Annotated in this window: 29 protein-coding genes and 1 tRNA gene; 18 read left to right on the top strand and 12 right to left on the bottom strand. The window is 65.0% G+C overall.

What is annotated here, in order from left to right:
• Window positions 1-6 precede the first annotated feature (6 nt).
• Genes IVB45_RS07685 through IVB45_RS07675 form a run of 3 tightly spaced genes read right to left on the bottom strand, consistent with a single transcriptional unit; the run spans window position 7 to window position 3963 of the window.
• The gene (locus IVB45_RS07685; protein WP_247357188.1) at window positions 7-1956 is read right to left on the bottom strand and encodes a molybdopterin biosynthesis protein; all 1950 of its coding nucleotides are present in this window, start codon (window positions 1954-1956) and stop codon (window positions 7-9) included.
• Between the two features lie 12 nt (window positions 1957-1968).
• The gene (locus tag IVB45_RS07680) at window positions 1969-3075 is read right to left on the bottom strand and encodes a molybdopterin-binding protein (RefSeq protein ID WP_247357189.1); all 1107 of its coding nucleotides are present in this window, start codon (window positions 3073-3075) and stop codon (window positions 1969-1971) included.
• A 54-nt stretch (window positions 3076-3129) separates the two neighbouring features.
• A complete protein-coding gene (locus tag IVB45_RS07675) occupies window positions 3130-3963 on the bottom strand; it encodes a substrate-binding domain-containing protein (RefSeq protein WP_247357190.1) in 834 nt (277 codons plus the stop codon).
• Between the two features lie 400 nt (window positions 3964-4363).
• On the opposite strand from IVB45_RS07675, the gene IVB45_RS07670 reads away from it, so the two are divergent.
• Together IVB45_RS07670 and IVB45_RS07665 are read left to right on the top strand one after the other, a co-directional pair.
• Window positions 4364-5257 carry a helix-turn-helix transcriptional regulator gene (locus tag IVB45_RS07670; RefSeq protein WP_247357191.1) on the top strand — a complete coding sequence of 298 codons (894 nt, stop codon included), beginning with the start codon at window positions 4364-4366 and terminating at the stop codon, window positions 5255-5257.
• Window positions 5258-5357: 100 nt separating this feature from the next.
• A complete protein-coding gene (locus tag IVB45_RS07665) occupies window positions 5358-6584 on the top strand; it encodes an ABC transporter substrate-binding protein (protein WP_247357192.1) in 1227 nt (408 codons plus the stop codon).
• 125 nt (window positions 6585-6709) lie between these two features.
• On the opposite strand, the gene IVB45_RS07660 is transcribed toward IVB45_RS07665, so the two are convergent.
• Window positions 6710-7687, bottom strand: coding sequence for a TAXI family TRAP transporter solute-binding subunit (locus tag IVB45_RS07660; RefSeq protein WP_247357193.1), 978 nt, complete (start codon window positions 7685-7687; stop codon window positions 6710-6712).
• 105 nt (window positions 7688-7792) lie between these two features.
• On the opposite strand from IVB45_RS07660, the gene IVB45_RS07655 reads away from it, so the two are divergent.
• The 3 genes from IVB45_RS07655 (at window position 7793) to IVB45_RS07645 (ending at window position 10109) form a co-directional block, all read left to right on the top strand.
• Window positions 7793-8767 (top strand): tripartite tricarboxylate transporter substrate binding protein, encoded by a 975-nt coding sequence (locus IVB45_RS07655; protein ID WP_247357194.1) that lies wholly within the window; start codon window positions 7793-7795, stop codon window positions 8765-8767.
• A gap of 381 nt (window positions 8768-9148) precedes the next feature.
• Window positions 9149-9224: transfer RNA gene (locus IVB45_RS07650), tRNA-Ile, on the top strand.
• A 147-nt stretch (window positions 9225-9371) separates the two neighbouring features.
• Window positions 9372-10109: a hypothetical protein gene (locus IVB45_RS07645; RefSeq protein ID WP_247282624.1), complete on the top strand. Its 738-nt coding sequence runs from the start codon at window positions 9372-9374 to the stop codon at window positions 10107-10109.
• 218 nt (window positions 10110-10327) lie between these two features.
• On the opposite strand, the gene IVB45_RS07640 is transcribed toward IVB45_RS07645, so the two are convergent.
• Entirely contained in the window at window positions 10328-11005 is a 678-nt protein-coding gene (locus IVB45_RS07640; RefSeq protein WP_247357195.1) for a TetR/AcrR family transcriptional regulator, read from the bottom strand.
• A gap of 114 nt (window positions 11006-11119) precedes the next feature.
• On the opposite strand from IVB45_RS07640, the gene IVB45_RS07635 reads away from it, so the two are divergent.
• The 7 genes from IVB45_RS07635 (at window position 11120) to IVB45_RS38885 (ending at window position 17397) form a co-directional block, all read left to right on the top strand.
• Window positions 11120-12013 carry an NAD(P)/FAD-dependent oxidoreductase gene (locus IVB45_RS07635; RefSeq protein WP_247357196.1) on the top strand — a complete coding sequence of 298 codons (894 nt, stop codon included), beginning with the start codon at window positions 11120-11122 and terminating at the stop codon, window positions 12011-12013.
• A 36-nt stretch (window positions 12014-12049) separates the two neighbouring features.
• The gene (locus tag IVB45_RS07630) at window positions 12050-12805 is read left to right on the top strand and encodes an alpha/beta hydrolase (RefSeq protein WP_247282621.1); all 756 of its coding nucleotides are present in this window, start codon (window positions 12050-12052) and stop codon (window positions 12803-12805) included.
• Window positions 12806-12959: 154 nt separating this feature from the next.
• Entirely contained in the window at window positions 12960-13886 is a 927-nt protein-coding gene (locus IVB45_RS07625) for an NmrA family NAD(P)-binding protein (protein WP_247357197.1), read from the top strand.
• Between the two features lie 93 nt (window positions 13887-13979).
• Window positions 13980-14843, top strand: a complete 864-nt coding sequence (locus IVB45_RS07620; RefSeq protein WP_247357198.1) for a methyltransferase domain-containing protein — start codon at window positions 13980-13982, stop codon at window positions 14841-14843.
• A gap of 270 nt (window positions 14844-15113) precedes the next feature.
• A complete protein-coding gene (locus tag IVB45_RS07615; protein WP_247357199.1) occupies window positions 15114-16763 on the top strand; it encodes an amidohydrolase in 1650 nt (549 codons plus the stop codon).
• Between the two features lie 172 nt (window positions 16764-16935).
• On the top strand, window positions 16936-17163 hold the full coding sequence (locus IVB45_RS07610; protein ID WP_247357200.1) for a hypothetical protein: 228 nt from the start codon (window positions 16936-16938) through the stop codon (window positions 17161-17163).
• 105 nt (window positions 17164-17268) lie between these two features.
• Window positions 17269-17397, top strand: a complete 129-nt coding sequence (locus IVB45_RS38885; RefSeq protein ID WP_007600646.1) for a hypothetical protein — start codon at window positions 17269-17271, stop codon at window positions 17395-17397.
• A 27-nt stretch (window positions 17398-17424) separates the two neighbouring features.
• Here IVB45_RS38885 and IVB45_RS07605 read toward each other — a convergent pair whose 3' ends face one another.
• Window positions 17425-18042 (bottom strand): hypothetical protein, encoded by a 618-nt coding sequence (locus tag IVB45_RS07605; RefSeq protein ID WP_247357201.1) that lies wholly within the window; start codon window positions 18040-18042, stop codon window positions 17425-17427.
• Between the two features lie 211 nt (window positions 18043-18253).
• Between IVB45_RS07605 and IVB45_RS07600 the strand changes: the two genes are divergently transcribed.
• The 4 genes from IVB45_RS07600 to IVB45_RS07585 all read left to right on the top strand — a co-directional run bounded on the left by IVB45_RS07600 (window position 18254) and on the right by IVB45_RS07585 (window position 19617).
• Window positions 18254-18463 (top strand): hypothetical protein, encoded by a 210-nt coding sequence (locus IVB45_RS07600; protein WP_247282614.1) that lies wholly within the window; start codon window positions 18254-18256, stop codon window positions 18461-18463.
• Between the two features lie 119 nt (window positions 18464-18582).
• Entirely contained in the window at window positions 18583-18762 is a 180-nt protein-coding gene (locus IVB45_RS07595; protein WP_027568146.1) for a hypothetical protein, read from the top strand.
• Window positions 18763-18985: 223 nt separating this feature from the next.
• Window positions 18986-19219 carry a hypothetical protein gene (locus IVB45_RS07590; RefSeq protein ID WP_027568147.1) on the top strand — a complete coding sequence of 78 codons (234 nt, stop codon included), beginning with the start codon at window positions 18986-18988 and terminating at the stop codon, window positions 19217-19219.
• Between the two features lie 104 nt (window positions 19220-19323).
• Entirely contained in the window at window positions 19324-19617 is a 294-nt protein-coding gene (locus IVB45_RS07585) for a hypothetical protein (RefSeq protein WP_247357202.1), read from the top strand.
• A 70-nt stretch (window positions 19618-19687) separates the two neighbouring features.
• Here the strand turns inward: IVB45_RS07585 and IVB45_RS07580 are convergent, their stop codons facing one another.
• Window positions 19688-19852 (bottom strand): hypothetical protein, encoded by a 165-nt coding sequence (locus IVB45_RS07580; RefSeq protein WP_247357203.1) that lies wholly within the window; start codon window positions 19850-19852, stop codon window positions 19688-19690.
• Entirely contained in the window at window positions 19852-20403 is a 552-nt protein-coding gene (locus tag IVB45_RS07575) for a TetR/AcrR family transcriptional regulator (RefSeq protein WP_247357204.1), read from the bottom strand. Before IVB45_RS07575 ends, IVB45_RS07580 begins: the two co-directional genes overlap by 1 nt.
• Before the next feature lie 115 nt (window positions 20404-20518).
• Here IVB45_RS07575 and IVB45_RS07570 point away from each other — a divergent pair, with 115 nt between their 5' ends.
• Complete coding sequence (locus IVB45_RS07570) at window positions 20519-21376, top strand: oxidoreductase (protein WP_027568150.1); 858 nt, start codon at window positions 20519-20521, stop codon at window positions 21374-21376.
• A gap of 7 nt (window positions 21377-21383) precedes the next feature.
• Here IVB45_RS07570 and IVB45_RS07565 read toward each other — a convergent pair whose 3' ends face one another.
• On the bottom strand, window positions 21384-22181 hold the full coding sequence (locus tag IVB45_RS07565) for an adenylate/guanylate cyclase domain-containing protein (protein ID WP_247357205.1): 798 nt from the start codon (window positions 22179-22181) through the stop codon (window positions 21384-21386).
• 116 nt (window positions 22182-22297) lie between these two features.
• Here IVB45_RS07565 and IVB45_RS07560 point away from each other — a divergent pair, with 116 nt between their 5' ends.
• A complete protein-coding gene (locus IVB45_RS07560) occupies window positions 22298-22801 on the top strand; it encodes a hypothetical protein (RefSeq protein WP_247357206.1) in 504 nt (167 codons plus the stop codon).
• Between the two features lie 21 nt (window positions 22802-22822).
• Here the strand turns inward: IVB45_RS07560 and IVB45_RS07555 are convergent, their stop codons facing one another.
• The 3 genes from IVB45_RS07555 to IVB45_RS07545 form a co-directional block, all read right to left on the bottom strand.
• The gene (locus tag IVB45_RS07555) at window positions 22823-24010 is read right to left on the bottom strand and encodes an adenylate/guanylate cyclase domain-containing protein (RefSeq protein ID WP_247357207.1); all 1188 of its coding nucleotides are present in this window, start codon (window positions 24008-24010) and stop codon (window positions 22823-22825) included.
• Between the two features lie 136 nt (window positions 24011-24146).
• Complete coding sequence (locus IVB45_RS07550) at window positions 24147-24731, bottom strand: HutD family protein (RefSeq protein WP_027568154.1); 585 nt, start codon at window positions 24729-24731, stop codon at window positions 24147-24149.
• A gap of 103 nt (window positions 24732-24834) precedes the next feature.
• Window positions 24835-26925 (bottom strand): adenylate/guanylate cyclase domain-containing protein, encoded by a 2091-nt coding sequence (locus IVB45_RS07545; RefSeq protein WP_247357208.1) that lies wholly within the window; start codon window positions 26923-26925, stop codon window positions 24835-24837.
• Window positions 26926-26960 lie beyond the last annotated feature (35 nt).

Below are 26960 nucleotides of genomic sequence, written 5' to 3'. Positions count from 1 at the left end.
CCAAGCCTACGCCGGCCGAAATCCGCCCCGCTCCAGCGCGGCGCGCGCTTCGTCCGAGCTGAGGGCGGCGAGAAAGGCCTGTACCGCAGGACGCTGCTTGCGCGCCGTCACCAACGCGAAGTCATAATGTTCCTCCGCGAGCGGAATGAAACCGAGGCCGACCGCATGGGCGACCGGCGCAATGGTCACGCCCCAGTCGGCGCGGTGCTGTGCGACCGCCGCGGCCACCGCGTTATGCGAGCGTGGCTGGTTCCAGTAGCCTTCCGGGCGCGCACCACCAAGCAACCGGTCGATCAGGATGCGCGTGCCGGCGCCCTGGTTGCGGTTGACCATGATGCAGGAGGAATCAGCGAGCGCCGCGACGACGGCGTCCTTCGCGCTGTGGCCTTCGAAACGCTTGTCGCCCTTGCGAAACACGATGCCCTGCATCCGCCGCCAGCCCGGCACGAGCTCGAGCCCTTCGACGAGGTAAGGCGTATTGTAGGTCTGGCTCTTGTCGTCGAACAGATGGATCGGCGCCAGATCGCATTCGCCGCGCCGTGCCGCCGCAAGTCCGCCGAGACTGCCGACCGCGATCGAGCGCACGCTCAGGCCGGCATGCGCGAGTTGCGCCGTGACGAGATCGAGGCCGGTGCAATGGCTGCCGACGATGACGAGATCGGGCACCCGCACATGCGGCGTGAAAAGCGTCACTTCGGCTTCGCTCCCGGCCGGCATCTGGTCGGCGAGCGCGTCGATGCGCAGAAAACCGTCGGCCTGCGCGAACGAGGTGATCGCACCGGACCCCTTGCCGGAGGGATAGGCGATCAAGCCGTCCTTGCCATCTACCAGCGAGACCATGACGAATTCTGTGCGGCCGAGCTCGGAAGCAATGCGCACCGGCACGGTCGCGCTCACCCTGGCATCAGAACGCGGCGGCAGTCCGGCCATCTTGCGAAGCACCGGCACGATCATGTCGTGAAAGGTGAACATCGCCGAGGTCGGAAAACCCGGAAGGATCACCACCGGCTTGCCGTCGCACACCGCAAGACACAGCGGCTTGCCGGGCTTGAGCGCAATGCCATGCGCGATGATGCCGGGCTGGCCGAGCCGGCCGATGATGCGATGAGACAGATCGCCCGCGCCTTTCGACGTACCGCCGGAGAGCACCAGCATGTCGGCGTCCGCCAGCGCACGCCGCATGGCAGCTTCGAGCTGGGCTTCGTCGTCGGAAATGGCACCGAGGAAAACCGCCTCTCCGCCGTTCTCCTCGATCGCAGCAGTGACGATCGCGCCGTTGGTGTCGTAGATCGCAGCAGGCGCGAGCACCTCGCCCGGCTGAACCAGTTCATCGCCGGTGGAGATCACGGCAACACGAGGTTTGCGCACGACGCGCACCTCGGCAAGACCGCAGGCCGCCAGCATGCCGACCTCGCGCGAGCCGATGATCGTGCCGGCGCGCAGCAGCGCCTCGCCGCGCGCGATATCGGACCCCGCGTAGGATATGAATTGCCCGGGCGAGGTCGCGCGCCGGACGTCGATCGCACCGGATCCCGCCGGCTGAGTATGCTCGACCATGACCACGGCATCGGCACCGCGCGGCAGCGGACCGCCGGTGGCAATCGGCGTTGCCGTTCCCGCAGCGACTTGCAGCGCCGGTACGGTGCCGCAGTGAATAGTCTCGCCATTCAATCCAAGGCGAACCGCCGCGCCTTCGCCGGCTGTCGCAAGGTCCGCTGAGCGCACCGCGAAGCCGTCGACATTGGAACGGTCGAACGGCGGTACGTCGATTGGCGCAGTGATGTCTTCAGCGAGCGACGCACCGAGCGCAGCACCGAGTTTGCGCATTTCACACAGAAGCGCGCGCGGGAACAGCGCGCCCTCGAAGCGAGCCAGGGCCTCCTCGCGGGAAAGGATTTTGAGGAACTGTTCCTGTTCGAGCGCGCTGCGGACTTGCGATTGCGGGATCATGGTCATGCTAAACCCATATCATTCCCACATCAGATAGGCATCGACCGGCGCGCCCGCTGCAAATCCCTCGTGACTGGCGGGAACAAGCAGCCATGCATCCGCGCGGGCAATTGCCTGGAGCGGCCATTCTCCTACCGCAAGTGGCACCCACGCATGATGTTCCTCGGCCAGCAGGACCATTTCGGCGATGCCGACGCTGGATGCAATTTTTCGCGCGAGCGGCAAGGTTACCTGTCGGCGTGGCAGCCGAGCCGACAGAAGGTCGACGAGCGGCAGCACGAGCGCGAGCCAGACCGCGAGCGCGTGATCCGGTGATCCGGGCAAGGCGACGACAGGAATCGTTCCGAGCCGCCCGATCGCGGCGGAGCGTCCGGGCTGGAGCGCAAGACCATGGGCGAGCACGTCACCATGCTGGGCCAGAGCGGTGACCGCTGCATCCTTGCGACCGACACCGCTGCCGCCGATCGTTAGCAGGAGATCGCAGGTAGGCGTCCCCAACGCCTCCGCGATCGATCCCGCGTCGCGCGCACCGGCCTCGCTCGTTTGCACATCCAGTCCTGCGGCGCGTGCGATGTCCGCAATCAGATGCATGGTCACCGTTGCACCTGGTACATTGATGATGCGCAGTCGCGGACGGCGCACGCTCAGCCGGTCCAGTCCGGCGGCACGCGCGAGCAACAGAGCGGCAGGACCAAGCGCATTCCCCTCTGCCGGGGCAGGCGTGCGTCCGTCGATGTCACTTCCAGCGCGCCGGACGCCCTGCCCCGGCACGCCCTCCGCCAACACCTGGGCGAGCGGACCAGACACCTCGACCGCGTCAGCATCGAGCACACAGTCGCATCCCGCGGGCAGCGCCTCGCCGGCATCGACCCAGGCCGGCGCTGTTCCGAGAGGCAGCGGTGAATAGGAGGACGCGCCGACCAGATCATTGGCGCACAATGCCCAGCCGTCCGCGGCAGCGACGTCACGAGACGGTCGGGCTGGGAGCAGCGGATTGCCCGCCGCGATGCAGCCGGCCGCTTCAATCAGCTGCAACTCCATCGGCGCGAGCGGATCAAGCCCTGTCAGCAACGCGGCGAGCGCGGTGTCGAGCGGCGTCAGCGATGGCGGCAGGCGCTGGGTCATGCGCCATGATGGACCATGCATCGCCCGGTTTGGCAATCGCTGGCGATACGAACGTCAGCCGCCCGATTTGTCCGCGTTGGGGAAGAACAGCTGCTGTCCGTCGACCTTGTATCCGGCGATCGCCGCCTGCCCGCCGGGCGAGATCAGCCAGTCGACGAAGTCTTGCCCCAGCTCCTTCTTCACGTTCGGAAACTTCAAAGGGTTCACCAGCATCACGCCGTACTGATTGAGCAGCCGCTTGTCGCCTTCGACCACGATGTCGAGATCGCCGCGCTCCCGAAAAGCGATCCAGCTGCCGCGGTCGGACAGCACATAGGCGTTCGCCACGCGCGCTGCGTCGAGGGCGGAAGCCATGTCCTGCTTGGCCTCGCGATACCAGGCGCCCTTGGTGCGGGCGATGTCGATGCCGGCGACGATCCAGAGCGCGAGCTCCGCGGCATGCGTGCCCGAGCGGTCGCCGCGCGTCACGAACGGCGCGCCCTTGGCCTCGATCGCCTTCAGCGCGGTCGCGATGTCCTTGCCCTTGACGCCGGCGGGATCGCTCTTCGGCCCGATCAGCACATAGTCGTTGTACATCACGTCGAAGCGCTTCGCGGCAAAACCGTCGGCCACGAATTTCTCCTCCTGCGGCCGCGCATGCATCAGCACGACGTCGACTTCGCCCCTTCGCGCCCCCTCGAGCACCTCGTCGGCGCGCCGCGCGATCACGGTCACGTCGATGCCGGTCTTGTCACGGAAGATCGGCAGCAGGTAATCGAGCAGGCCGGACTCCTGCGTCGCTGTGGTCGTGGCCAGCACGATCTCGCGTTCCTCCGCGAATGACGCCGCAACGCCTGCGGCAAGGCCGCAGAGAAGCGCGAGTGCAACGGAGAGGCGGCGGACGGCCATGTTCGGGTTCCCACTGGCTATGACGCGCTCATGATGATGATCGATTGCGCCGCACTCGTGACGCGTTTGCTCGTTGCAGCGTCGGATGCGGACAACAACAGATAGAGCGCGGGTCAAACCACTACCGGCGACAGACTTTACCCTTCGCGTCGGGCGCCGACGACTCGGGAAATCTCGGCAACGCGCGGAGCGGCACGCCAATTGCTGTTGCGCGCGACAGCCGCAAGATCCGTTCCGCGCGAGCGATTCAGGATCGTTCACCAAAGCAGAGATCGCGCGTGGGGATGTGTTGCAAAGCAGCGAGATGATCGGGCATGGTCGTGGCGGACAAAACTGGAAATGCAGAATTCCACCTGCGTCGAACTCCAAAAAGAAGCAAGAATTTGCATAGGAATGCAGGATGGAATTCCTGACGACCAGCGAAGCCGCCGACTATCTTCGGCTCGGCGAACGCAAGCTTTACGAACTCGTCACCACCGGCGCGATCCCCTGCACCAAGGTGACCGGAAAGTGGCTCTTCCCGCGGCACGAGCTCGACCTCTGGGTGCTGTCCGGACTGGCGCGTCCGGCCGGCATGCTGATCGCGGAGCCGCCGCCGGTCGTCGGCGGCAGCCAGGACGAGCTGCTGGATTGGGGTCTGCGCGAATCCGGCTCGGGCTTGGGATCGATGAGCGAGGGTAGCGCGCGCGGGCTCGAGCGCTTGCAGCGCGACGAGGTGATGGCCGTGGCGGTGCACTTCCATAGCCTCGATGCCGACGGCAATCTTGCCGCCGACGCCAATGCGACCGTCCTGCGTGACGCTCCGGACCTGCATGATGCATTGCTGGTCGCGTTCGTGCGTCGCGAGCAGGGTCTCGTGCTGCCGCCGGGCAATCCCAAGCGGCTGCGCGGCCTTTCCGACGTGCTCGCGCTCGGGGCCAAGGTGGCGATGCGGCAACAGGGTACGGGCGCGCAGATGCTGCTCGATGTGCTGCTCAAGCGCGCCGGCGCCTCGACGCGCGATTTGCGCCGGATCGAGACGCCCGCTCTGACCGGACCGGATCTCGCCGAGATCGTCCGCGCGGGACAAGCCGATTGCGGAATCGCGACGCGTGCGTCGGCGCGCTCGGCCGGCCTCGATTTCGTGCCGCTGGTCTGGGAGAATTTCGACCTCGCGATGCGGCAGCGCAGCTATTTCCGCCCCGCCATGCAGGGTCTGATCCGGTTCCTCAGCGAAAAGCGCCTGCTCCAGCGCGCCGGGGAGCTGACCGGCTACGATCCCTCGCCGGCCGGACAAATCCGCTTCGCCGCCTGACGTTGACGCCCGCCCCCAAATAGTTGCAAAAGAAACCAATTCAGCCGGGCCATACCCGGAGGGCACACCGGCCAATGCGCCGGATCAGGGGAGGACAAGCATGAAGCCAACGAGATTTGGTCTGCCGGTTGCTGCCGGCTTTGCAGCGACATTCCTTGCGGCGCTGATGCCGGGCGCTGCGATGGCGCAGGTGTCCGACGACGTCGTCAAGATCGGCGTGCTCACCGACATGAACGGTCCGGCCTCGGCGCCGACCGGCCAGGGCTCGGTGACGGCGGCGCAGATGGCGATCGACGATTTCGGCGGCACCGTGCTCGGCAAGCCGATCAGCATCGTCGTCGGCGACCACCAGCTCAAGGCCGACATCGGCGGCGCGATTGCGCGGCGCTGGTACGACGTCGACCAGGTCGATCTGATCGTCGACGTGCCGGTCTCCGCGGTCGGGCTCGCGGTGCAGAACATGGCCAACGAGAAGAAGCGGCTGTTCATCACCCACTCCACCGGCACCGCGGATTTCCACGGCAAGTTCTGCTCGCCCTATGCGATCCAATGGGTGTTCGACACCCGCGCGCTCGCGGTCGGCACCGCGGACGCCGTGGTCAAGCGTGGCGGCGACAGCTGGTTCTTCATCACCGACGACTATGCCTTCGGCCATTCGCTGGAGCGCGACGCCTCGGCGGTGGTGACCGCCAATGGCGGCAAGGTGCTGGGCTCGGTGAAGCCACCCTTGGCAACGCCCGACCTCTCCTCGTTCGTGCTGCAGGCGCAGTCCTCCAAGGCCAAGATCATCGGCATTGCGGCGGGTCCGCCCAACAACATGAACGAGATCAAGACCGGCTCCGAGTTCGGCGTGTTCAAGGGCGGCCAGCAGATGGCGGCGCTGCTGGCGCTGATCACCGACATCCACGGCCTCGGCCTGCAGGCAGCGCAAGGGCTGTTGCTGACGACCTCGTTCTATTGGGACCTGGACGACAAGACCCGCGAATGGTCGAAGCGCTACTTCGCCAAGATGAACAAGATGCCGTCGATGTGGCAGGCCGGCGTCTATTCGAGCGTGATGCACTATCTCAACGCCATCAAGGACACCGGCACCGACGATCCGCTCAAGGTCGCCGCCAAGATGCGGGAAAAGCCGATCGAGGATTTCTTCGCCCGCAACGGCAAACTGCGCGAGGACAATCTGATGGTGCACGACCTCTGGCTGGTGCAGGTGAAGACGCCGGAGGAGAGCAAATATCCGTGGGACTATTACAAGATCCTCACGACGATCTCGGGCGACAAGGCGTTCGGCCCGCCGGACCCGGCATGTGCGATGGTGAAGAAGTGATGGGCGACGCAAGCTAGCCGCCACGTCATGGCCGGGCTTGTCCCGGCCATCCACGATCTTTCATGCTGCGCCAAGAACGTGGATGGCCGGGACAAGCCCGGGCATGACGGCCGTTGCTGGCGCGCCTACTTCACCACCCCGATCTCGCGAAAATACTTCATCACGCCGGGATGGATCAGCTCGGGCTTCGGCGCGGCCGCGACGGTGTTCGCGGCCGTGGTCTCACAGGCTTGCGCGAGCTGCTTGCAGAATGTCGGCTCGACGCCGTGAAGCGTCTTCGCCAGCCGATAGGCGACATCGTCGGGCAGATCTTCGCGCGTCAGCACAAAGCTCCAGGACCCCAGCGAGGCGATCGGCTCGGACTGCTTCGGATAGCTTCCGGCCGGCACGGTGAGCGGCTTCAGGAACGCATGCTTGGCGCGGATGCGCGTGATGTCCTCCGCGCTGGGCGCGATGAAGCGCGCGCCTGACGCGCTCGAGGCCACCGCTGCAAAACCGGGCCAGCCGATGCCGGCGCCCCAGAGTGCGGCGACACGTCCATCCTCGACCATCGCAGGGCCGTCGCCGGCGCGATCGAGATAGATCGCCTTGAAGTCTTCGTCCTGCTTCAACCCGAGACCATCGAGCACATAGCGCGCCAGGATCGGCAGGCCCGAACCTTTGGCGCCGAACGCAACGGGCTGACCGACCAGATCGCGAATGGTCTTGTAGGGACTGTCCGCGCGCACCACGAACATGCCAGGGTTGGAATAGATCGCGGTAAGGATCTTCAACCGTACCGGCGCGCGGCCGATGCCGGCGAAGGCTTCATAGGCCGGCTCGCCCGCGACCAGAGCGAGATCGAGCTCGCCCTTCTCCAAGAGCGGAATGTTCTCGTTGCTGCCCTTGGTGTTGCGCGGGGCGATGATCACTTGCGGATCGGCCGCGTTCATCGCTTGCGCAAAGGCGTTGCCATAGAGCGGAAAGCCGCCGCCGGGCGTCGCGGTGCCCAAGCTGATCGTCAGGCCGGGAGTCGTGGTCGGAATGGCGTTGCCTCCGGTTTGAGCGGCGGCGGGGCTTGAAAGCAGCGCCGCAGCGAGAAGGAAAAGAAGAACGAATCTCATGGTCGGTCCCGGCGGGGGCGCGTCAACATCGACTTGCGGCGATGTAGGCAGCGCCCCGATTTTGTGAAAGCATGCAGCAACGACAATAGAACAATGGGAGGCGTCATGTTGCGAATTTTGCGTAACAGTGTTTTCGGGCTGGTTTTCCTTTCAACGCTGTTGGGCGCCGCACCTCCCGCCTCCGCAGCTTATCCCGACCGCCCCGTGCACTGGATCATCGGCTTCTCCGCCGGCGGCCCGGTCGACATCGTGGCGCGGATCATGGCGAACTGGCTGTCGGACCGCTTCGGCCAGCAGTTCATCGTCGAGAACAAGGCCGGCTCCGGCGGCAACATCGCGGCGGGCGCCGCGATCGCCTCGCCGCCGGACGGCTACACGCTGCTGTTCGTCGCGCCCAACAACGCGATCTCGACCTCGCTCTACAAGAAGCTGCCGTTCGACTTCCTGCGCGACACGGTGCCGGTCGCGAGCATCATGCAGCTTACCAACATGCTGGTCGTCTCCAACGCGTTTCCCGCCAAGACGGTTCAGGAGTTCATCGACTACTGCAAGGCCAATCCCGGAAAGATCTCCTTTGCCTCGTCCGGCAACGGCACCTCGGTGCACATGTCGGCGGAGCTGTTCAAGGTGATGACCAAGTGCGACATGGTGCACGTGCCCTATCGGGGATCTGCCATCGCCTTCCCCGACATCATCTCCAACAAGGTGCAGCTGATCTTCGACAACCTTCCCTCCGCGATGGAGCAGGCCAAGGGCGGCAATGTCCGCGCGCTCGGCGTGACCTCGCCGCAGCGCTGGCCGAGCGTGCCCGACGTGCCCGCGATCGCCGAGACGTTGCCCGGCTTCGAATCGGTCGGCTTCTACGGCATCTCCGCACCGAAGGGCACGCCGCAGGACGTGATCGAGATCCTCAACAAGGCCGTCAACGAGGCGCTGAAGGACCCGAAGCTGGTCGCGCGCCTCACCGAGACCGGCGGCATCCCCAAGCCGATGACGCCGGCCGAGTTCGGCAAGCTGGTCACCGACGAGACCGAGAAGTGGCGCAAGGTGGTGGAGTTCGCCGGGGTGTCGGTGGACTAGCGCCGCGGAACTGCCGCGAGCCTGCAGCGCGCCGACGCGACATCGGAGGGGATCGGAAGACCCCTCCCAACAAAATGTGCGAAAACAACCCCATGCACAGTAGAAAGAGCAAGCGATCACAAGGGGTTACGGAATGGAAAAAACGAGCCCCCGCTGGCGCGATTGCCAGAGGGCGGGGCGAAGGCTCGGCGAGGTGGGCTTGCGCCGTCGGGCAAAACAGGATTATAAGGGCATCATCGCCTAATTCGGTTTTTCAAAAACACCAGGTGTTGCCGCGCCGGCGTTTCCATCCGCCAGACCCAGCATTGCACCCCCGCCTCCGTCCCTGTAAACGAACCGCGCACCGTTGCTGGCCGCAGCTTTCGCGGCCGTCTCGCGGCGGGGCCTGTAGCTCAATGGTTAGAGCCGGCCGCTCATAACGGTCTGGTTGCAGGTTCGAGTCCTGCCGGGCCCACCAGCCTTCGCTCGCTTCGCGAGCTTCGGCTAGGCAAGCCGGTGCCTCTTAGACTTTTTGATCGAGGACCGCGGGCCTGCGCGCGTAAACTGTCTTTGCCCTCGCTCAATGGTTGCGCTTGCATCGACTCTTTCGGCGGGGGAATTCAGCGTGCGTATTTTAGTCTTGGTGGCGGCTTGCGCCGCGCTCACCGGCTGCATGACAGCTGGGGAAACGGTCTCGTTCAAAGCTTCTAATCCACAGCAACAAGCTCTCATGAGGGATGGGCAGCCTGCTCTCGTCTCGCGGCAAAAGAGCTCCCTGGTCCTCGTTCGGCCGGCATCCCGACAGCTCCAGGCGAACGGCCGGCCCGTGTTCGTGGTCGGCATCAACAATCTCGGCCGTCAACCGGTCGAGTTTCGAGTCGGGCAAGTTGAAGCCGTCCAGCACGCCGCGGGGTCCGACTTCGAAATGAAGATCGTGACATACGAGATGCTTGTTCAAGAGGAGAAGAACCGGCAGGTCGCGGCTGCGCTTCTGACCGGGGTCGCCGCCGGCGCCAACGCCTACGGCGCATCGCGAGCAGGACATGGCACCTATACGACCCCAAGTGGCCGGACCGGCTCATTCTACAGCCCGACAGCCGCGGCGATCGCGCAAGGCAACGCGGCCGCACAAAATGACGCGATGATTTCCGGGACGATTGAAGCAGGTCAACGCAACATGGCCGTGCTCGAGCAAGCGGCGATCAAGGACAACACGCTCTTGCCCGGCGAATGGTACGGAGGCCAACTACACCTCGCGCCGCCCACTGATCAGGCCGGCGCGCAAAAGAGCTATACTGTGGTGATCACCGTAGGATCGGATCGCCACGTGATCGATGTGGCGCAAAGCGCGCCTGGGGCGTGACAGGTCCAACTTGATCGATATCGCGGAACTAGGATGACCGTGCACTGAATGATGCGCTTCCGCTTTAACAGGCGTCCGGCGAGTTAAATGCACCGTCACCCTAATACCTCCATCCCTGTAAACGAACCGCGCAGCGTTGCCCGCCGCTGCCAAAATGGCCGTCTCGCGGCGGGGCCTGTAGCTCAATGGTTATTTTGACGACATCGGTCACGCACGATTCAAATTTCGTCTTTTGACCTTGGGGCAGGCAAATATCCGCCCACGTGGTCGTTGCCACCGTGCGCGGCAATGAACATGGCGACGGCCGACCGGCAATAGGATTCGATTTCGTCGTCGTCCTCTGCTCTCGCCTGATCGAAGCGTGCGATCATCAGGAGATCGGATCCTTTGAAAAGCGCGGCAAACAAGCGGGCGGACCGGAGAGGATCGGGCACATTCAGAAGCGCCTTCGCGTGCAACTGACGCAACAGGGCCTCGATTTGGGCGATGACATGCGCGGGGCGGGCTTCGTAATGGAGCTTGCTTAACGACTTTTGATTGGTCGTGTCGGCCATGATCATGGCTTCGACATTGCGGACGTCTGATCTCAACAGCGTGCGAAGCAGGGATGATCCCACCGCCATGAGCTGATCTTCGGCCGAACCATCGACGCCTTCAAAAAGGGCCTGTGTAAACTGATGGCAGCCGGCCGCGATGGCCGCGCTGAACAGCGCCTCCTTGTTCTCGAAGTGTCTGTAGATGCTGAGCTTGGATATCTTCGCCCGCTGGGCGACCTTGTCCAAGGTCGTCGCTTGAAAACCCAATTCCACAAAGAGTTCGCGCGCGGCGTCAAGGATCGTTTGGCCAAGCGCCTCGTTGGCGGGCCGGCCGCGCCGTCCTTGTCTGTTTTCGGTCACCACAATTCCAGTACTTGACAGTATTCTAATACTTGAATTACGATACCACGCAGTGTCTGAAATATGCAAGCCATTGGGCAGGTTTCCACCTGTCCTCCCACGGAGCCCATCACCATGGATGACGTCATCATCATCGGCGGCAGCTTTGCCGGTCTCGCCGGCGCCCTGCAGCTCGGCCGTGCCCGCCGCAAGGTCACCGTTCTCGATACCGGCCTGACGCGCAACCGCTTCGCTGGCCACTCGCATGGCCTGCTCGGCCACGATCACAAGGCGCCGCTGGACATCCTGGTCGAGGCGCGGCAGCAGCTGGCGCGTTATCCCACGATCAAGCTGGTCAGTGCCCGGGCCGACAGCGTCTCCGGCGGCATCGACGATTTCAACGTCCTCACTTCCGATGGCGAAAGCTTTGGGGCGCGTCGTCTGATCCTGAGCTATGGCATCACCGACCAGATGCCTGATGTTCCGGGCTTTGCCGAAGGCTGGGGCACGTCCATCGTGCCCTGCCCCTATTGCGACGGCTTTGAAGTCGCCGGCCAGCATTGGGGCCTCGTCTGGTCCGGCCCGCAGTCGCACAATCAGGCCAGGCTGTTCCTCGACTGGACCGACAAGTTGACTGTCTTTGCCGATGGTCGCGACATTCCGCCTGATACTAAGGCCGATCTGGCGCGCCGCAACATACCTGTCGTCGATGGCCGGATGTCCGGGATCGCCCATCACAAGGGGCATATCGCCACCGTCAATCTCGATACCGGCCGCAATGTCGCAGTCGACATCCTGTTCGCCCATCCGCGCACCAAGCCGTCCGCAAACCTGCATGAATCACTGGGCCTCGCCACGGTGGATACGCCGGGCGGCATCGTTCTCAAGGTCGACGAGCGCCGCCAAACAAGCATGCCCGGCATCTACGCCGCCGGCGACCTCACCACGCCCTTCTTGCCCTCGGTCACCCAGGCATCATCGCAAGGCGCGATGGCGGGTATCTTCGCCCAGCAGTCGATGCTGGTTTGAGATCAAAGTCCCTTTTACCCGAAATCAGGATCTCCGATGATCGACGACCTTCCCATTGTGCTCCTCCATGGCTCCGCCACCGGCTCCCACTCCTGGGCCGCAGTCCGCACGGGTCTGGAGGCGCGCGGCGCCAGGGCGTTGGCACCCGACATGCTCGGCTACGGACGGTCGCCGACACCGAGCGAGGCGTGGCAGCCAAAGGACGAGGTTTCCCACCTGCGCGGCTGGCTCGACATGCAGGGCGTCGGCGCGTTCCACCTCGTCACCCACTCACTCGGGGCATTTTTCGGACTTCACCTGCGGCTGGCCGTCGGGTCTCGCGTGGCGCGGCTCACGTTGATCGATCCTGTGGTCGTCAGCGTGCTGCGCGTGCCCGGGGAAGAAGACGCCCTGCGCGAGGGGCAGACCCTCTGCGATCGGTTCATGCGCGCGTGGCCGGATCACGGTGCGGCCGCCTGCCTGCTGGTGGAGCACTGGAGCGGCGCCGGCACGTGGAACGCGCTGGGCGAGAAGGGGCGTGCGCTGGTTACACGGCTCGCACCGCGGCTAAGGCTCGAGATGACCGCCAGCGCAGCCGATCGGACCACGCTCGCCGAGTTCACCTCGACCGCGGTGCCGACCTTGGTGCTCGTCGGCGAGCGGACGTCGGCCGCTCCGCGGTCGGTGAGCCGTCTGCTCGCGGGAGCGTTCGACGCCCGCACGGTCGTTGTCCCCGGCGCTGCACACATGATCCCGCTGACCCACCCCGCCGCGGTCGTCGAGGCGATTCACGCCGACATGGTGGCGTCGTGAGTCGCGCCGAGCAGAAACGGCACAGCCGAGACGCGACGTCCGCGGGCACTACCAATTCAACATCAGGTCCACGACTCGCCAGTGAAGTTGTTCGGTCACACCATTCTCGTCACCGGCACGAGCGCCGTTATTGGTCTCGCGGAGAAACCTTGACATGAAACACTCCCATCCCATCCTTGTCACCGGTGCCGCTGGCCAAGTTGGAGCGATCGGACCGAGCGTGACGAAGTCTCTGCTGGAGCGCGGGCTGAAGGTGCGCGCCATGGTCCGGCAGGATGACGGCCGGGCGGAATCGCTGAGGGCACTTGGTGCCGAGGTGATCGTCGGAGATCTGCTCGACCTGGACGCGGTGCACCGCGCCCTGGATGGCTGCAAGCGCCTGTACTTCAGCATGTCGGCCAGCGAGAAGTATCTCGAGGCTACGACGAACGTGGCGGCGGTTGCCCGGCACCATGGCGTCGAAGCATTCGTCAACATGTCGCAGATGACGGTCTCGGAGATGAGCATCCGCGAGACCGCGCGCAGCCCGCAGCACAAGCAGCACTGGCTGGCCGAGCAGGTGTTGCGGTGGAGCGGCTTGCCGGTGGTCACGATCCGTCCCACCGCCTTCATGGACGCGTTCTTCTGGCGATTTGCCGTTCCGACTATCACCGCTCAGAACGCGCTGATGTTGCCCTTCGGAGAGGCAAAGACGTCGCCAATCGCCGCCCACGATGTTGCGCGGTGCGTGACAGAGGTGTTGGTGAATCCCGAGTCTCACCTTGGAAAGGTTTACGAACTGACCGGTCCCCGTGCGGAGACTCTTCGCGAGGTCGCCGAAGATTTCACAAGAGTCTTGGGGCGTCCAATCACCTACATGAATATTCCGTTGGAACCGTGGCTGGAGAGCCTGCGATCCTTTGGCGCATCCGCACACGTGGTCGCGCACTTGGAGTCGATGGCACTGCTGCACCGGGACGGCCGATACGACCGATCCTCGGACGATGTGAACCTGCTGACCGGGGTGTCGCCGATGTCGGTCGAGGACTTTGTGCGCGCGCATCGGGACGACTTTCAGAAGGCAGACGCGCGCAAGCCGTAATCTTTCGCTTATAGGCCGGATGAACTGCATCGTCTCGGAAGTCCCCGGCGGTCGCCACTGCTTCCAGTGACCGGGCCAGAACAAGGACATGTCATGGCAAAGCACAATGCCGATCAGGTCGCCGACTGGAATGGCCAAAGCGGGGAGCGCTGGGTCGCCCACCAGGCCCGGCTCGATGCCAGGGTGGCGGTGTTCGGCCAGGCCGCGATCGAAGCCGCAGCGCCCGCCACGGGCGAACGCGTGCTGGACATCGGCTGCGGCGCGGGCGCGTCGAGTCTGGCTCTGGCCGCCCGCGTCGGCGCGGGGGGCTATGTGCTGGGCGTGGACATATCCGAACCGCTGATCGGCCGAGCGCGCGCGCTTGCGCCACCGGATACGCCGGTCCAGTTCCGAGTGGCCGACGCTGGCAGAGCCGAGCTGCCCGAGGGCGCGTTCGACATCCTGTTCTCGCGTTTCGGGGTGATGTTCTTTGACGATCCTACGGCGGCGTTCGCTCATATGCGCCGTGCGCTCAAGCCGGGCGGGCGGGTCGCTTTCGTCTGCTGGCGTGGTGCGGCCGAGAACGATTGGGTGCGATTGCCGATGGACGCGATCAAAGGCATCGTCCCGCCGACGGCGCCACCCGATCCCGAAGTGCCCGGCCCATTCTCGTTCGGCAACCGGGGGCGGGTGGTTCGCATCCTGACGGCGGCCGGCTTCACCGATATCGCTATCGCGCCCTTCGATGTCTCCATCCCGTTTGGCGAGGGCGAGACGCGGGACGCGGCGGTCGACGACGCGGTGAAGATGACGTTCGACGTCGGCCCGCTAGCGCGCGCGCTCGCTGATCAGCCCGACGACATCCGCGCCCGCGCCTCGGCCGCGGTTCGTGCCGCCTTCGCGGGCCGCGCCGGCGAGCGGTCGGTGATGATCGACAGAGCGACCTGGATCGTCACGGCGCGCAATCCGGCAAGCTGACAAGGGATTAGCAGGGGAGAACGCCCCGCTCGGTGCAAAGCGAGTGAGGCTGCCGCGCGGAAGCCCATCGGGCGAAGGCGGGCTGCAACATCATTGCTTGAGCCGTTACCGAACTTTCCGGTGGACCGGCTGATTTTGTTGGTGCCAGACGTGGTCAAGATCACGACACTCCCCGTTGCGACACGCGATGTCCGCGAGCGCATCCAGCGCCGGATGTGTGGCGTCGCACCCGCCTCTCTCATTCCTGCCTCTCTCATTTCGGGACTGAACATGCGCAAGCTTCTGGCGATTCTGGTGATCTCGTGCTGGGCCAGCTTGGTTCACGCACAAAAGGCCGACCTGATTGTCACGAACGCAAAAATCGTGACGCTGGATGCCGCGTCGACGATCGCGCAGGCTCTCGCCGTCCGCGACGGCAAGATCGTCGCGATTGGCGGCAACGATGCCGTGGAAGGCCTGATCGGGCCCGCGACGCGCCGCGTCGACGCAGGCGGACGCACGATCATTCCGGGATTGATCGATTCCCATATTCACGCCGTGCGGGCCGGCCTCACCTACGCAACCGAGGTCAACTGGATCGGCGCGAAGACTATCCCTGAGGCCATGGAACGCTTGCGCCAGGCGGCAAAGGCGCGCCCGGCGTCCTGGATCATCGTGGCCGGCGGCTGGAGCGAATTGCAATTTGCGGAGAAGCGGCGGCCGACGCTCGCCGAGGTGATGTCGGCCGTTCCCGACAATCCGGCTTACATCCAGCTGTTCTATTCGGCGGTGCTGATGACGCCGAAAGCGCAGCAGGCGCTCGGGATGTCCACGGATCAGTTGCCGGCGGGTATCACGACTGAGCGCGCCGCATCGGGCGACACCACGGGCTGGCTCAACGGCTCCATTGTCAGCATCTCCGCGCTGTTCGATCGGCTGCCGAGGCCGAATGTCGATGAGAATGTCGCCGGGACCCGGCAGTTCTTCACGGAGCTCAATCGTCTTGGCGTGACCGGGATCGTGGATCCCGGCGGCTTCAGCATCTATCCTGGCCATTACGCCGCCTTGCAAAAGCTCTGGCGCGACAAATCATTGTCGGTTCGGGTTGCCTTCAGCCTGTTCGCCCAGAATGTCGGCGCGGAATTCGAGGAGTACAAGGCTCTCACGCCGTTCCTGCCAATGGGATTCGGCGACGACATGCTGCGATTCAACGGCATCGGCGAGCGGATCACCGGCGCCATGTACAACAACAACGCGCCCGACGCGGCCGCCAAGGACAAGTTCCGCGAGATCATTCGCTGGGCGGCCAAACAAGGGCTGACGGTCACCATCCACTGGCAGGAAGACAAATCCGTCCATCACCTCCTGGACCTCTATGACGAGGTCAACAAGGAGACGCCGCTCGCGCCGCTGCGCTGGTCCATCGCCCATCTCGACAACACCTCGCCCCAAACGCTGGCGCGCATGAAAGCCCTCGGTGTCGGCTGGACCATGCAGGACGCGATGTATCTCGGCGGCGACCGCATCGTGGCGCAGGCCGGCGAAGCCGCGCGCAGCATGCCACCCCTCGCCACGGCGTTGCGCATGGGGGTCCATGTCGGCGCCGGTACGGATGCGCATCGGGTCGCATCCTACAATCCGTTCGTGGCGCTGCAATGGATGCTCGACGGCAAGACCGTCGGCGGACTGTCGACGCGCGGCCCGGACGAAACACCCAGCCGCGAAGATGCCTTGCGCCTCTACACGGTGGGAAGCGCGTGGTTCTGCTTCGACGAGACGCGGCGCGGCACGTTAGAGACCGGCAAGCTCGCCGACTTCGCGATTCTCGATCGGGATTTCATGTCCGTCCCCGTCGAGCAAATCGGCGCCACGGCGTCCCTGCTGACCGTCGTGGGCGGCAAGGTCGTCTACGCAGCGGATGCTTTCGCGAGCGCGAACTGAGAGCTGGAGGCCTGAAGGCGAGCATCTGCCCTGCGCGCTACGCGTGGCGCAGCCGCGCGGAGAACGAGGGGTGAGGCGTGGTGTCCGGCGCAGCCTGAACCAAGTGAGAGCAACTAAACCGCAGATCCGGCATTATCCCCGCGCTACGGAGCCGTTTCGCGGAGGTCTGACGATGGAAGACCAGAATCGGATGACCCTGGTTTTGAGTGCTATCGCCCTCGCCGTTGCCATCGTGGCCACGATCACGATGGAGCGCGTCAACATGCCTGCGGTCAGCAACGACGCAGCTCCCGGAACAGTCGGACTCGCCAGGCCGCACCCACCGCTGGACCGCGCGGCCGGTGAGCCGATCCAGACGGTCGGCGGCCCGTCCGGCGCGAATATTCGCGGACGTCCCTGATCGAACGCGGGGATTGCGGCGCAGCACTCTTGATGATTTCTGCCGCTTCGCGGGTTCAATATCCTATACAAGGCGCCCGTCCCCCCACCGCGGCAGGAGCCATCCATGACCAGTGAAAAAGGCCCGAACATCAAGAAGAAGCAGAAATGCAAGAACTGCGAAGGCAAAGGCCTGCTCAAGAAGGGCGACAAGGTGGTGAAGTGCCAGCGCTGCAAGGGCACGGGCGTGCGGTGACGATGGGGTGATGACTGCCCCGCCCCGCTACGACGGGCGCTGGACCCCGCCGGCGAAGTGCTTCTCGACGATGTATTTCGAATGGGCGACGATCGGCTCGACCAGCTCGAAGTCGGTGGCGCCGCCGACGTAGAACGTGCGGTCGGCGCCCTGCATGCGGGCGAGGTCGGCGTAGATGCCGGTCTTGATCTGGTCCGGCGTGAAGTGCTGAAAGTAGGTGAACTCGTCGAATGTTTGCCAGCGCGGCTGGCTGGTGTCGATCGTGCCGCCGAGCAGTTTGGTCAGTCGCTTGACCTCCGCGATGACCTCATCGCCGGTCTGCTCGTCCCTGGGGCGGGTGTAGAACTGCGTGAACATGTTGCCGCTATCCTGGAACTGCCGCGCGACCGCCCACGGCATGCCCTGCTCGGTGAGCGGCAGCACCGGCGCGACCGGCGCATCCATCTTCATATCGATCCAGACCGTCGTCATGCAGTACGGATTGAACGTGATCTCGTGATTCACTTTCTGCTCCGCGAGGTTGGGAGCAAGGCCGAGCTGCGTGAACACGTCCTTCGTCAACGGACAGGCGAGCACCAGATAGTCATAGAGCTTGCTGTCCTTGACGATCTTGAGCTCGTTCAGATCCTGCTCGGGATGCGCCATGTCGATCCGGACACCGGCCGCCGAGCGGTGGCATTTTTCAACTTGAGATCGACCATGAGCCAGCATGCATACTGCTGGTTTTCTGGCGGGCCGCGCAAGCTGTGGTTGCCGACGATTCCGTCATCCCGCAAATGGGAGCCGTCTCGGCGTGCAACCTCGATTGGCACTTCCGGCGGCAAGGCGCGTTGCGGTCTTTTCGAAGGAGATGCAGATGACCAAGACCGACGCGCAAGGCGCCAAGACCGGGACATCGCCGACGGATTCGGCAGCGCTCAACCCAGGCGATGAAGCCGCACCGGGAACGACGGGCACGGGCGAAGACGTGTGCCCCGATTGCCATGGCAAGGGGCGGATCGACGGCGCGCCCTGCGCGACGTGCGGCGGCAGCGGCACCGTGATCCGGGCCGTCGGCGGGGCCTGAGCAAAGCGCGGGAGCGCGGTGCTTGAGCCAGGCTGTGGCTTTCGATCGCAGCTTCATTGTTCCAGCAACGAACAGCCTGCATCCGTGTTTTCGGGATGCGAGACACAATGAGGCGCGCCATGACCAGGGATCCCGGACTGAAGCCCGACGATTTTCCCATCGAAGCCGACAAGGACAAGCTCAGGACCCACAAGGGCGAGCCGGTCGCCTCGGCCGAGTCGGAGAAGATCGCGGATCAGATCGCCGAACGGCTGAACGAGCATGCCCACCGGGAAGAGCAGGATCGTTGGTCGGCCTAGACGCTTCGCCTTGCCCGGCATCAATCCGGGAAGAGCAATGCCGACAGGAACGGCTTTGTAGGAACGACCTGGGGCCGTTGCGTATTGGGCCGCGCCGGGTCCTTGCGATTCCGGCACTGGCGGCCTCGGCTCGAAGCCCCGCCCCCGGGCCACAGGCCGGGGCCGCCTGACGGGGATCAGCCCGTTATCTCAACCCATCATGTGGAGCGCTGCGCGAAAGACCATGGAGGCGCCCACACCAGGGATGCAAAACCCGCTTCGACAGGCCCGGCTCTACGGCTACCTGATCGAACGCGAGGGCGCGCTGTTTCATCCCGGCGGCGGCCACCCGCTGTGCAGCGCAGGCATGACGCGACGCATGATCGAGGCTGGCTGGCTGGTGAAAGCCGGCGACCACTATGAGCTGACGCCGCAAGCGCAGGAAATGATCGCCTCGCGCGCGATGAGTTCGGGGTGAGTCGTCGGCGCTGGTGCGGCATTTCCGCGCCCGCGCAGGAACGGGTGCGTGCCGAGATCTTTGCCTCGACACGGTATGTGACGACGTCAAGCACAGGAGCGGACATGAAAAAGCTGGTTCTCGCAGGGCTCGTTGCGGCTCTCGCATTTCCTCCTGCCGCATTCGCGCAAGGCGCGGGTGCCTCCAGGACCGGGTCGAGCATCGACTCGCCGGGCACCGGCGGCACGACGGGAGCGGGAGCCTCCAGCCTCAACACGTCATCGGACAACAATGGCGGCGGCGCGAACGCACCGGCCAAATCGTCGACGACGCGGCCAGGCGACAACGACACAAGGCAAACGCAAGGAGGCCAGCAGGCCATCCCAGGCTCCGGCTCCACCGGAGCGAACCGCAAATAGGCGCGCTGCGAACCACTAACCAATTGCGCTCACGCAGGAAGGCCCGGATGATGGTCCGGGCCTTGTCTCGTCACCACCAGGGATCCCCATAGGGCGGTGGAGCGTAGGCGTAAGGTACATAATAGCCCCGCCGCACGGCGCGCGGTCCATAATAGCCGTAGGGCGGGCCATAGTAGCGCGGGCCATAATAGGCATCGGCCCGGAATTTTGTTCCAGCCTTTCGGCGTCCCGCCATCACCCCGCCAGCGACTTCCTCGTCGCGCGAAGAATATCATCCGACAGCTTGGGATCGTCCACGGCGCGGGCGAGCACGAGGGCGCCAACCATGGATGCGGCCGCCGCGAGCGCCTTGTCCTCGCGCTGCCGTGGCTTCAGCGTAGCGGCCATCCGATTGCTCAGCAGGGCGATCGTGCCGCGCACGCCGGCGGTGAAGCGCGCTCTCAGGCCGCCGCCTTGACGTGACACCTCACAGGCGAGCGCAGCGAAGGGGCAGCCGGCGGCGGGATCGTCGCGATGCCCCGGCGAGAGATATTGCGAAACATAGTCCTCAAGCGCGAACGCCTCGGGCAATTCCTGGCCTTTGGCCTCGATCGCATGGGCCACGGCCTCCTCGACCAGCCGCTCCTTGGAGCCGAACTGACTGTACAGGCTGCCATGCGTCATCCCGGCCGCCTCGGCGAGCGCGTCGACACCGACACCTGTGATGCCGCGCTCCCGCAGCAGGCGCGAGGCGGTCTCGAGAATATGCTCGCGATTTTTGGCGGCCTGTTCCTTTGAGACGCGCATGGGACTGATCCTCGGGCACGGGGCTTGACTTTTATAATTACGATCGTCATGTATATCAATAGTTACGATCGTAATCAAACGATTTCAGGCCCGGTCGTGGCGTCGGAGAGGCATTATGAACAGGATTACACCGAAGATCGCGCTGGTGACCGGCGCCTCCTCAGGCATCGGCCAGGCCACGGCGGAGCGGCTCGCGAACGCCGGCTACAAGGTGTTCGGCACCAGCAGGCGGGGCGCGCAGCCGGGCAAGCAGGCGTTCGAGATGCTGGCTCTCGACGTCACCAGCGATGCATCGGTGGAAGCCGCCGTCGGCGAAGTGATCCGGCGCGAGGGCCGCATCGACCTGCTCGTCAACAACGCCGGTTTCGGCGTTGCCCCTGCCGGCGCAGAAGAGAGCTCGATGGAGCAGGCGCGCGCGATTTTCGAGACGAACTTTTTCGGCCTGATCCGGATGACGCGCGCCGTGGTGCCGCACATGCGCCGCCAGGGAAATGGCCGCATCATCAATATCGGCTCGGTGCTCGGCTTTCTGCCGATGCCCTATGGCGCGCTCTATGCCGCGACCAAGCACGCGGTGGCGGGCTATTCGGAATCGCTCGACCATGAACTGCGCACGCGGGGCATCCGGGTCTCGGTGGTCGAGCCCGCCTACACCAAGACGCCGTTCGACGCGAACTTCATGGAGCCCGACGCCACGCTCGACGAATATCGCGAGGCCCGCGCCGGCGTGACCAAGCGGGTGAACGAGGTGATGGCGACGGCCGAACAACCCGGCGTGGTGGCCGAGACCGTGCTGAAGGCCGCGAGCGCGGCGCGCCCGCAACTCAAATACGCGGCCGGCAGCCTTGCGAAGCGCCTGCGATTGCTACGCAGGTTTGCGCCCGCAGCCCTGGTGGATGCCGGGATTCGAAAGGATTTGCGGCTCGATGCGACGGCGGCGCCGCAGCCCGCCCGCACCGCGCGGGCGTTCTGAGGGCGACTCAGCCCTCCACCCGCCACAGCCGCCAGCGCTCCGGCACGCCCTTGAGCTGGTGTACGCCGTGATCGGCGAAGCGGATCCCGGACTGCGTCGTCAGCAGCTCCTTCACCGCGCTGGAGACCAAGACCTCGCCGGCGCGTGCCTTGGCGGCGACGCGGGTGCCGATGTGAAAGGCGAGGCCGACCGCCTCGGTGCCGCTCACGGTGTATTCGCCCGCATGCAGGCCGACCCTGATCTCGAGGCCGAGCGTACGCACGGCCTTCTGGATCGCGGTCGCGCAATTGATTCCGGCGGCCGGCGTCTTGAACGTCGCCAGCACGCCGTCGCCCGTAGTCGTGACTTCCTTGCCGCGCGAGCTCTTCAGCTCCTTGCGGACTGCCGCGTAATAATGGCCCATGATTTTGGTCCAGCGGGCATCGCCGAGCTTTGCGGCTTTTGCGGTGGAGCCGACGATATCGACGATCAGGATCGTGGCGAGCGCTCGCTTGAGTTCGGTGCTGCCCGCGGCCGGTCGGCGCCGCAGCACGATCGCGCCGGCGAGAGGTTCATAGCGATGGTTGCGGCGCCGCGCGATCGCCGCCTTGGCGTAATCCTGGGCACGCTGCGCGCTGCCGCAGCGAATTGTCTTCTCCTGCGGCAGACGGGTCCAGTAAACCTTGCGTCCGTCACCGGCGCCCTGGACCTCCACGGCGCCCCATTTCAGGAGGATCGCCGTGCCGACGCGCCGGACGCACCATGCCTTCGACGTGTAACCCGATACGTTCGACTGATGGATTCCGATGCGGAGGAATTTTGGCATGAACGTGCGGCCGATCGAAGCAACGTTTGGGCGACCCAGGGTCAAGGGTAGTGACACACTCCGGCATTGGCAATACGATCCGCGGTCTAGACCTGTTCATTTCAAACCAGTGCACTATGCAAAACTATTTCCGCGCTTCTTGTGAAGCCGCCCTGTTGTCGGCCGCGCTCGTAATCGTCGCCTTGCCCGACATGGCGCGTGCGCAGTCGGGAAGCGCCGGCGGCAGCATCGGCAATGACGAAAAATCGCTGTCCGGTTCGCGCGAGACGCCGCGGACGGCCGAGCCTTCGAAGCCGGCACGGCGCAGCAAGCCCGCGGACGACGAGCCGCGCCGCGCGCCGCAAAAGAGCGGCGGAGGCAGCAATCTCGACGGAGCATGGATTCTGACCAGTGTCGGCACGCCCTGCGGCACCTCCTCCGACACGGTGGTCATCACCGGCGGCAAGTTGGTCGGACAGTACGGCACTGCTCAAGTCAGTCCGAACGGCTCCACCTCCGGGGTCGGTGCCGCCGGAAGCCTGACCTGGACCATGTCCGGGCGGTTCTCAGGCCGCAGCGGCTCCGGGTCGTTCCGGCGATCCGATGGATGCGTCGGAAGCTGGACCGGATCGAAACAGTGATCGTCGCATATCGGCTTTGCCTCACCCCTGATACGCAAACAGCTCGATCGGCTCGCTGAAGCCGCGCACACCGTGCTCGCCAACGCGCTCCAGATCGAACTGGCCGCCGACGAGATCGGCGAAGTCGCGTGACAGCAGCACCGTCTTCCCCAATTGCTTGGTCAAGGCTTCCAGCCGCGAGGCCATGTTGACGGCGGGACCGATCACGGTGAAGTCGAGCCGGGTGGACGATCCGATATTGCCGTACATGACGTCGCCGACATGGACGCCGATGCCGTAGTTCAGCGGCGCGCGGCCGGTGCCGTCGTTGCGCGCGTTCAACGCGATCATGGCCTGACGGGCTTCGGTCACGGCATGCAGCAGGTTTGCGCCGGCGTTGGGCTCGCTCAGCGGAAAGATGGCGAGCAGGCCGTCACCGATGAATTTCAGGATCTCGCCGCCATGCCGCGCGATCGGCTCCGACATCGCGTCGAAATAGTCGTTGAGCAGATCGATGACGTCGTCGCGCGGCCAATTGTCGGAAATCTTGGTGAACTCGCGCAGATCGCAGATCATGATCGCGGCGCGCACCGTCGTGCCGGTGCCGCGCCGCGTGGCGCCGGCCAGGATGAGCTCGCCGGCATGGGAGCCGACATAGGTCTCGAGCAGCGTTCGCGCCAGCCGGTTCTTGATGCGGATCTCGCTGACCAGCGCCAGCACCGGCAATATGTTCTTGAGGGCGGCGACATGGGTCTCGTCGAAACCGCCGGGCCGGTCGGTCGCGAAGGTGACGAGATGGCGCTTGCCGAGCGTATGATAGAGCGGCCAGGCCACATAGTCGGTCAGCCCCTGCGCGCGCATCTCGCGATAGAGCGCGTGCTTGCGGCCGAGCGCTGGGTCCTGCTCGAGATTCTCGCGCACCTCGGTTGCGCCGTCGAACATTTCGTTGGCGGGACTGCCGATGTATTCGGACCGCTCGCGGACGTCGTAGTCGACCCGCGCAATCTCCGCCTCGCGCATGCCGTCGGCCCACATGAAGCGGGCGCCCAGCCATTGCGGATGCTGGATCAGCACGTGAACCGTCGACCGCGCCAGCGGAATGCCGGCCTGCTGAAGCCGGATGCACATCTCGGCAAAGATCTTGTCGACGAAGCGCTCGTCGCGCGTGCCGTTGATCAGCCAATCGACGACACCGTCGGATAGCGTGGCGGGTTTCTTCTCTGCGATCATATCTGCCCGTTCATATCGTGGCCGTCCGTGCTTCGGGCGGCGGCTGCATCAGGGCAGATATCGTGCTCCGGCGCGACGGCGTCAACCTAGCCAGTTGCACGGATTGTGCGCACCGCTCCGGTGGCGGGAACGCGGTTCAGCCGACGATCTGAATAGAGCTCAGCACGGCCAGCCCCGACACAAGCGCAAGCGTCGACGCCCCCGTCAGTTCGACCTTCAACGTGTTTTCGTGCGAAATCGAAAAATCCGTGCCGTCGAGACGGATGCCGCAGTCACCGCGCGCCGCATAGATCAGATGCGTGCCGGCGGACAATCGCCGCTCACCGGGCGCCTTAAGCGCTTCGAGCTCAAGCGCCACCGCACCGCGCCGGCCCATCAAATTCACCACCTCGACTGGCCCTTCCTCGAGCCTGGTCACGATCTCGAGTTCGCCGGTGAATCGCACCGTCGTGAACGGCTCGCGCTCGTCGAATTCCTGGGTGGGCGATTTCAGCACCAGCCCGCGGCCGCCGACCACCATTTGCAAACGGTCGATGCCGGGCATATGGGAGAACGGCCCGGGTGCCACGATTGGCGTGGCCGCGAAGCGCCACAGCAGGCTGTCCCAATCCTTCACATTGGACTCAGCGCGATGGGCATCCGCGATATCGGTAAAGATGCCGCCGCCGTTCTTCCAGGGCGAGCGGGTATAGTCTTCGGATTTCAGCAGTGTGGTTTTCATGAATTGAGGTGGTCCGGGAGCGCGAGAGGGCGGGTGTCAGTTACGTATCATGCAGGCAGAATCGTCGCCAGCTCTCGTCCGTCAGCACGCCAATCTTTCGCGACTACTTCGTCGTCAGTGCCGCGACCGGGCGCCACGCAACATCAGGCGCGCTCTCAACCAACTGCCGGCAGCGGTCGCGCATCAGTTCAGCAGGGCGATCCGGGCCGCGCATATTCAGCACGGCTTCGAAATCAGCGAGTGCAGCCGCAAAATGGCGCCCGCGGTAGTTAGCGAGGCCCTGTTCATAGCGTACGATCCAATCAAGCCTCTCCCCGCCGCTCTCCCCGGCAAGTCCGATCAATTCGTAGACCGCAAAGCCCTCCTCACGTCCATACACGGCGATGCTGTCGATCTCGCGCGTGACGATGGCGCCGCGTGCGAGACGTTCGGTCGCTTCGCCAATGAGGATTTGCGTGCCGTAGGATTTGTTGGCGCCCTCGAGGCGGCTCGCGACGTTCACGGCATCGCCGATCACGGTATAGTTCAGGCGCAGCTCGGAACCGATATTGCCGACCAGCATGCGGCCGGAATTGATACCGATCCGGATCTGGAGCGGCTGGCCAAGATCGTCGGCAAGGCCCGAGGCCGCGATCGCCCTGCAACAGCCGAGCGCCGCACGGCAGCAGCGTAGCGCGTGGTCGGCCTGCGGCTGCGGCGCGCCCCAGAACGCCATGACGGCGTCGCCGATGAACTTGTCGATGGTGCCGCCATTGGCGACGACGGTCTCGGAGGCGAGGTCGAGATAGCGCGACAACAACGGCACCACGCGATCGCCCAGCCGCTCGGACAGCCCGGTGAAGCCGGCGATGTCGACGAACATCACGCTGAGCTCCTGCATGCTGCCACCTGGCCTTGCCTCGACGCCCTGGCGCAACAGCGAGCGGACCAGATCGGCCGGGATGAACTTGCGAAACGCGGACAGGCCGGCCGCCATCTCGGCGATCGCGCCGGACAGGCTCGCGATCTCCTTGAGCCGCGACGGATGGCGGCGGACCTGCTCCAGCGCGAAGGCTTCGACATGGCGGAGCTCGCCGACGACGCGCGACAGCGGTGCGGCGATGACGGAACGCGCCAGCATCGCCGAGGCCAACGCTGCGAGCACGGCGCCGATGCCAAGGCCGATGATCAGGCGGCGCAATGTCGTCTCGACCGGACCGAGGAACTCGGCCTCGGGGATCACGGTTGCGAGCGACCAGCCGGGAAACGGCAGCGGCGTGAGCGCCACTTCGTAAGCGCCGCCAGCCGATGTCAGCCGACTTCGCCAGGCTTCCTTCCGGCCATCCTCGCCCGCCTTCACGAGTGCCATCCGCGCCAGCGGTAGCAGCGTCGTATCGCCCTTCGCAGCGTGCAGCTCGTCGGCGTCCTTGTCGGGCGCCGCGATCAGCTCGCCGCTACCGTCGATGATGAAAGCCGTTCCGGTGCGCCCGACCTCGAGCTGCGACAGGAAGCGCGCGAGCCTGGTGTATTCGATGACGATGGCGAGGACGCCTTGCCGCTCCTGGTAGACATCGATCGGACCGGCAAAGGCAATCGATGGCCGCTCGCCGGTCGGATGGTCCATGACCTTGAACCACTGCGGCTCGCCGGCCGCCAGTCCGGTCTTGAACCAGGCGCGATCGGCGACGCGAAAATCGGTCGGCTCGAAACGGCGATTGGCGAATTCGATATCGCCGGGCACCACCTCGTATTCGTCGATGCGGCGCTGGCCGGCATGATCGGTCAGCGAGATCTCCATCATCTCCAGGCGGCGGTCGCCGAGCTTGTGCGCGGCGAAGAAGGTCCCGTCGGGCCAGCCAAAGGCGACCCAGGAGATCGTCGCCTGCGACTGCAGTTGCGACAGGAACACGAATTCGCGCTTGTCGGCCTCGCGGGTGTCGAGCACGTTCTGCAAGAACAGCGTTCGAATGGCGGTGTGGGCCGCACGCGCCTCGTCCACAATCGCGGCGACTTCCTTGCGGACAGCGGCCACGATCTGCTCGTTGATGGTCGATGCGAGCTGCTGGCTCGCCGCCTCCGCCGTGCGCCACCACAACAGGCTGGAGAGGGCGGCGGTCAAAAGGATCGCGGTCAGGACCAGCGCCGAGACGGCGAGGCGGATGCTGACCGTCAGCTTCGCGATCGCGCGCAGGTGCCGTCCGGGATCAACATTCATAGCTGTTTCCGTTCTCCGGCAAAGCGGCGACCGAC

The sequence above is a fragment of the Bradyrhizobium sp. 4 genome (genome assembly GCF_023100905.1).
GTDB lineage: Bacteria > Pseudomonadota > Alphaproteobacteria > Rhizobiales > Xanthobacteraceae > Bradyrhizobium.
This window is presented reverse-complemented; position numbering and strand designations above follow the sequence as displayed.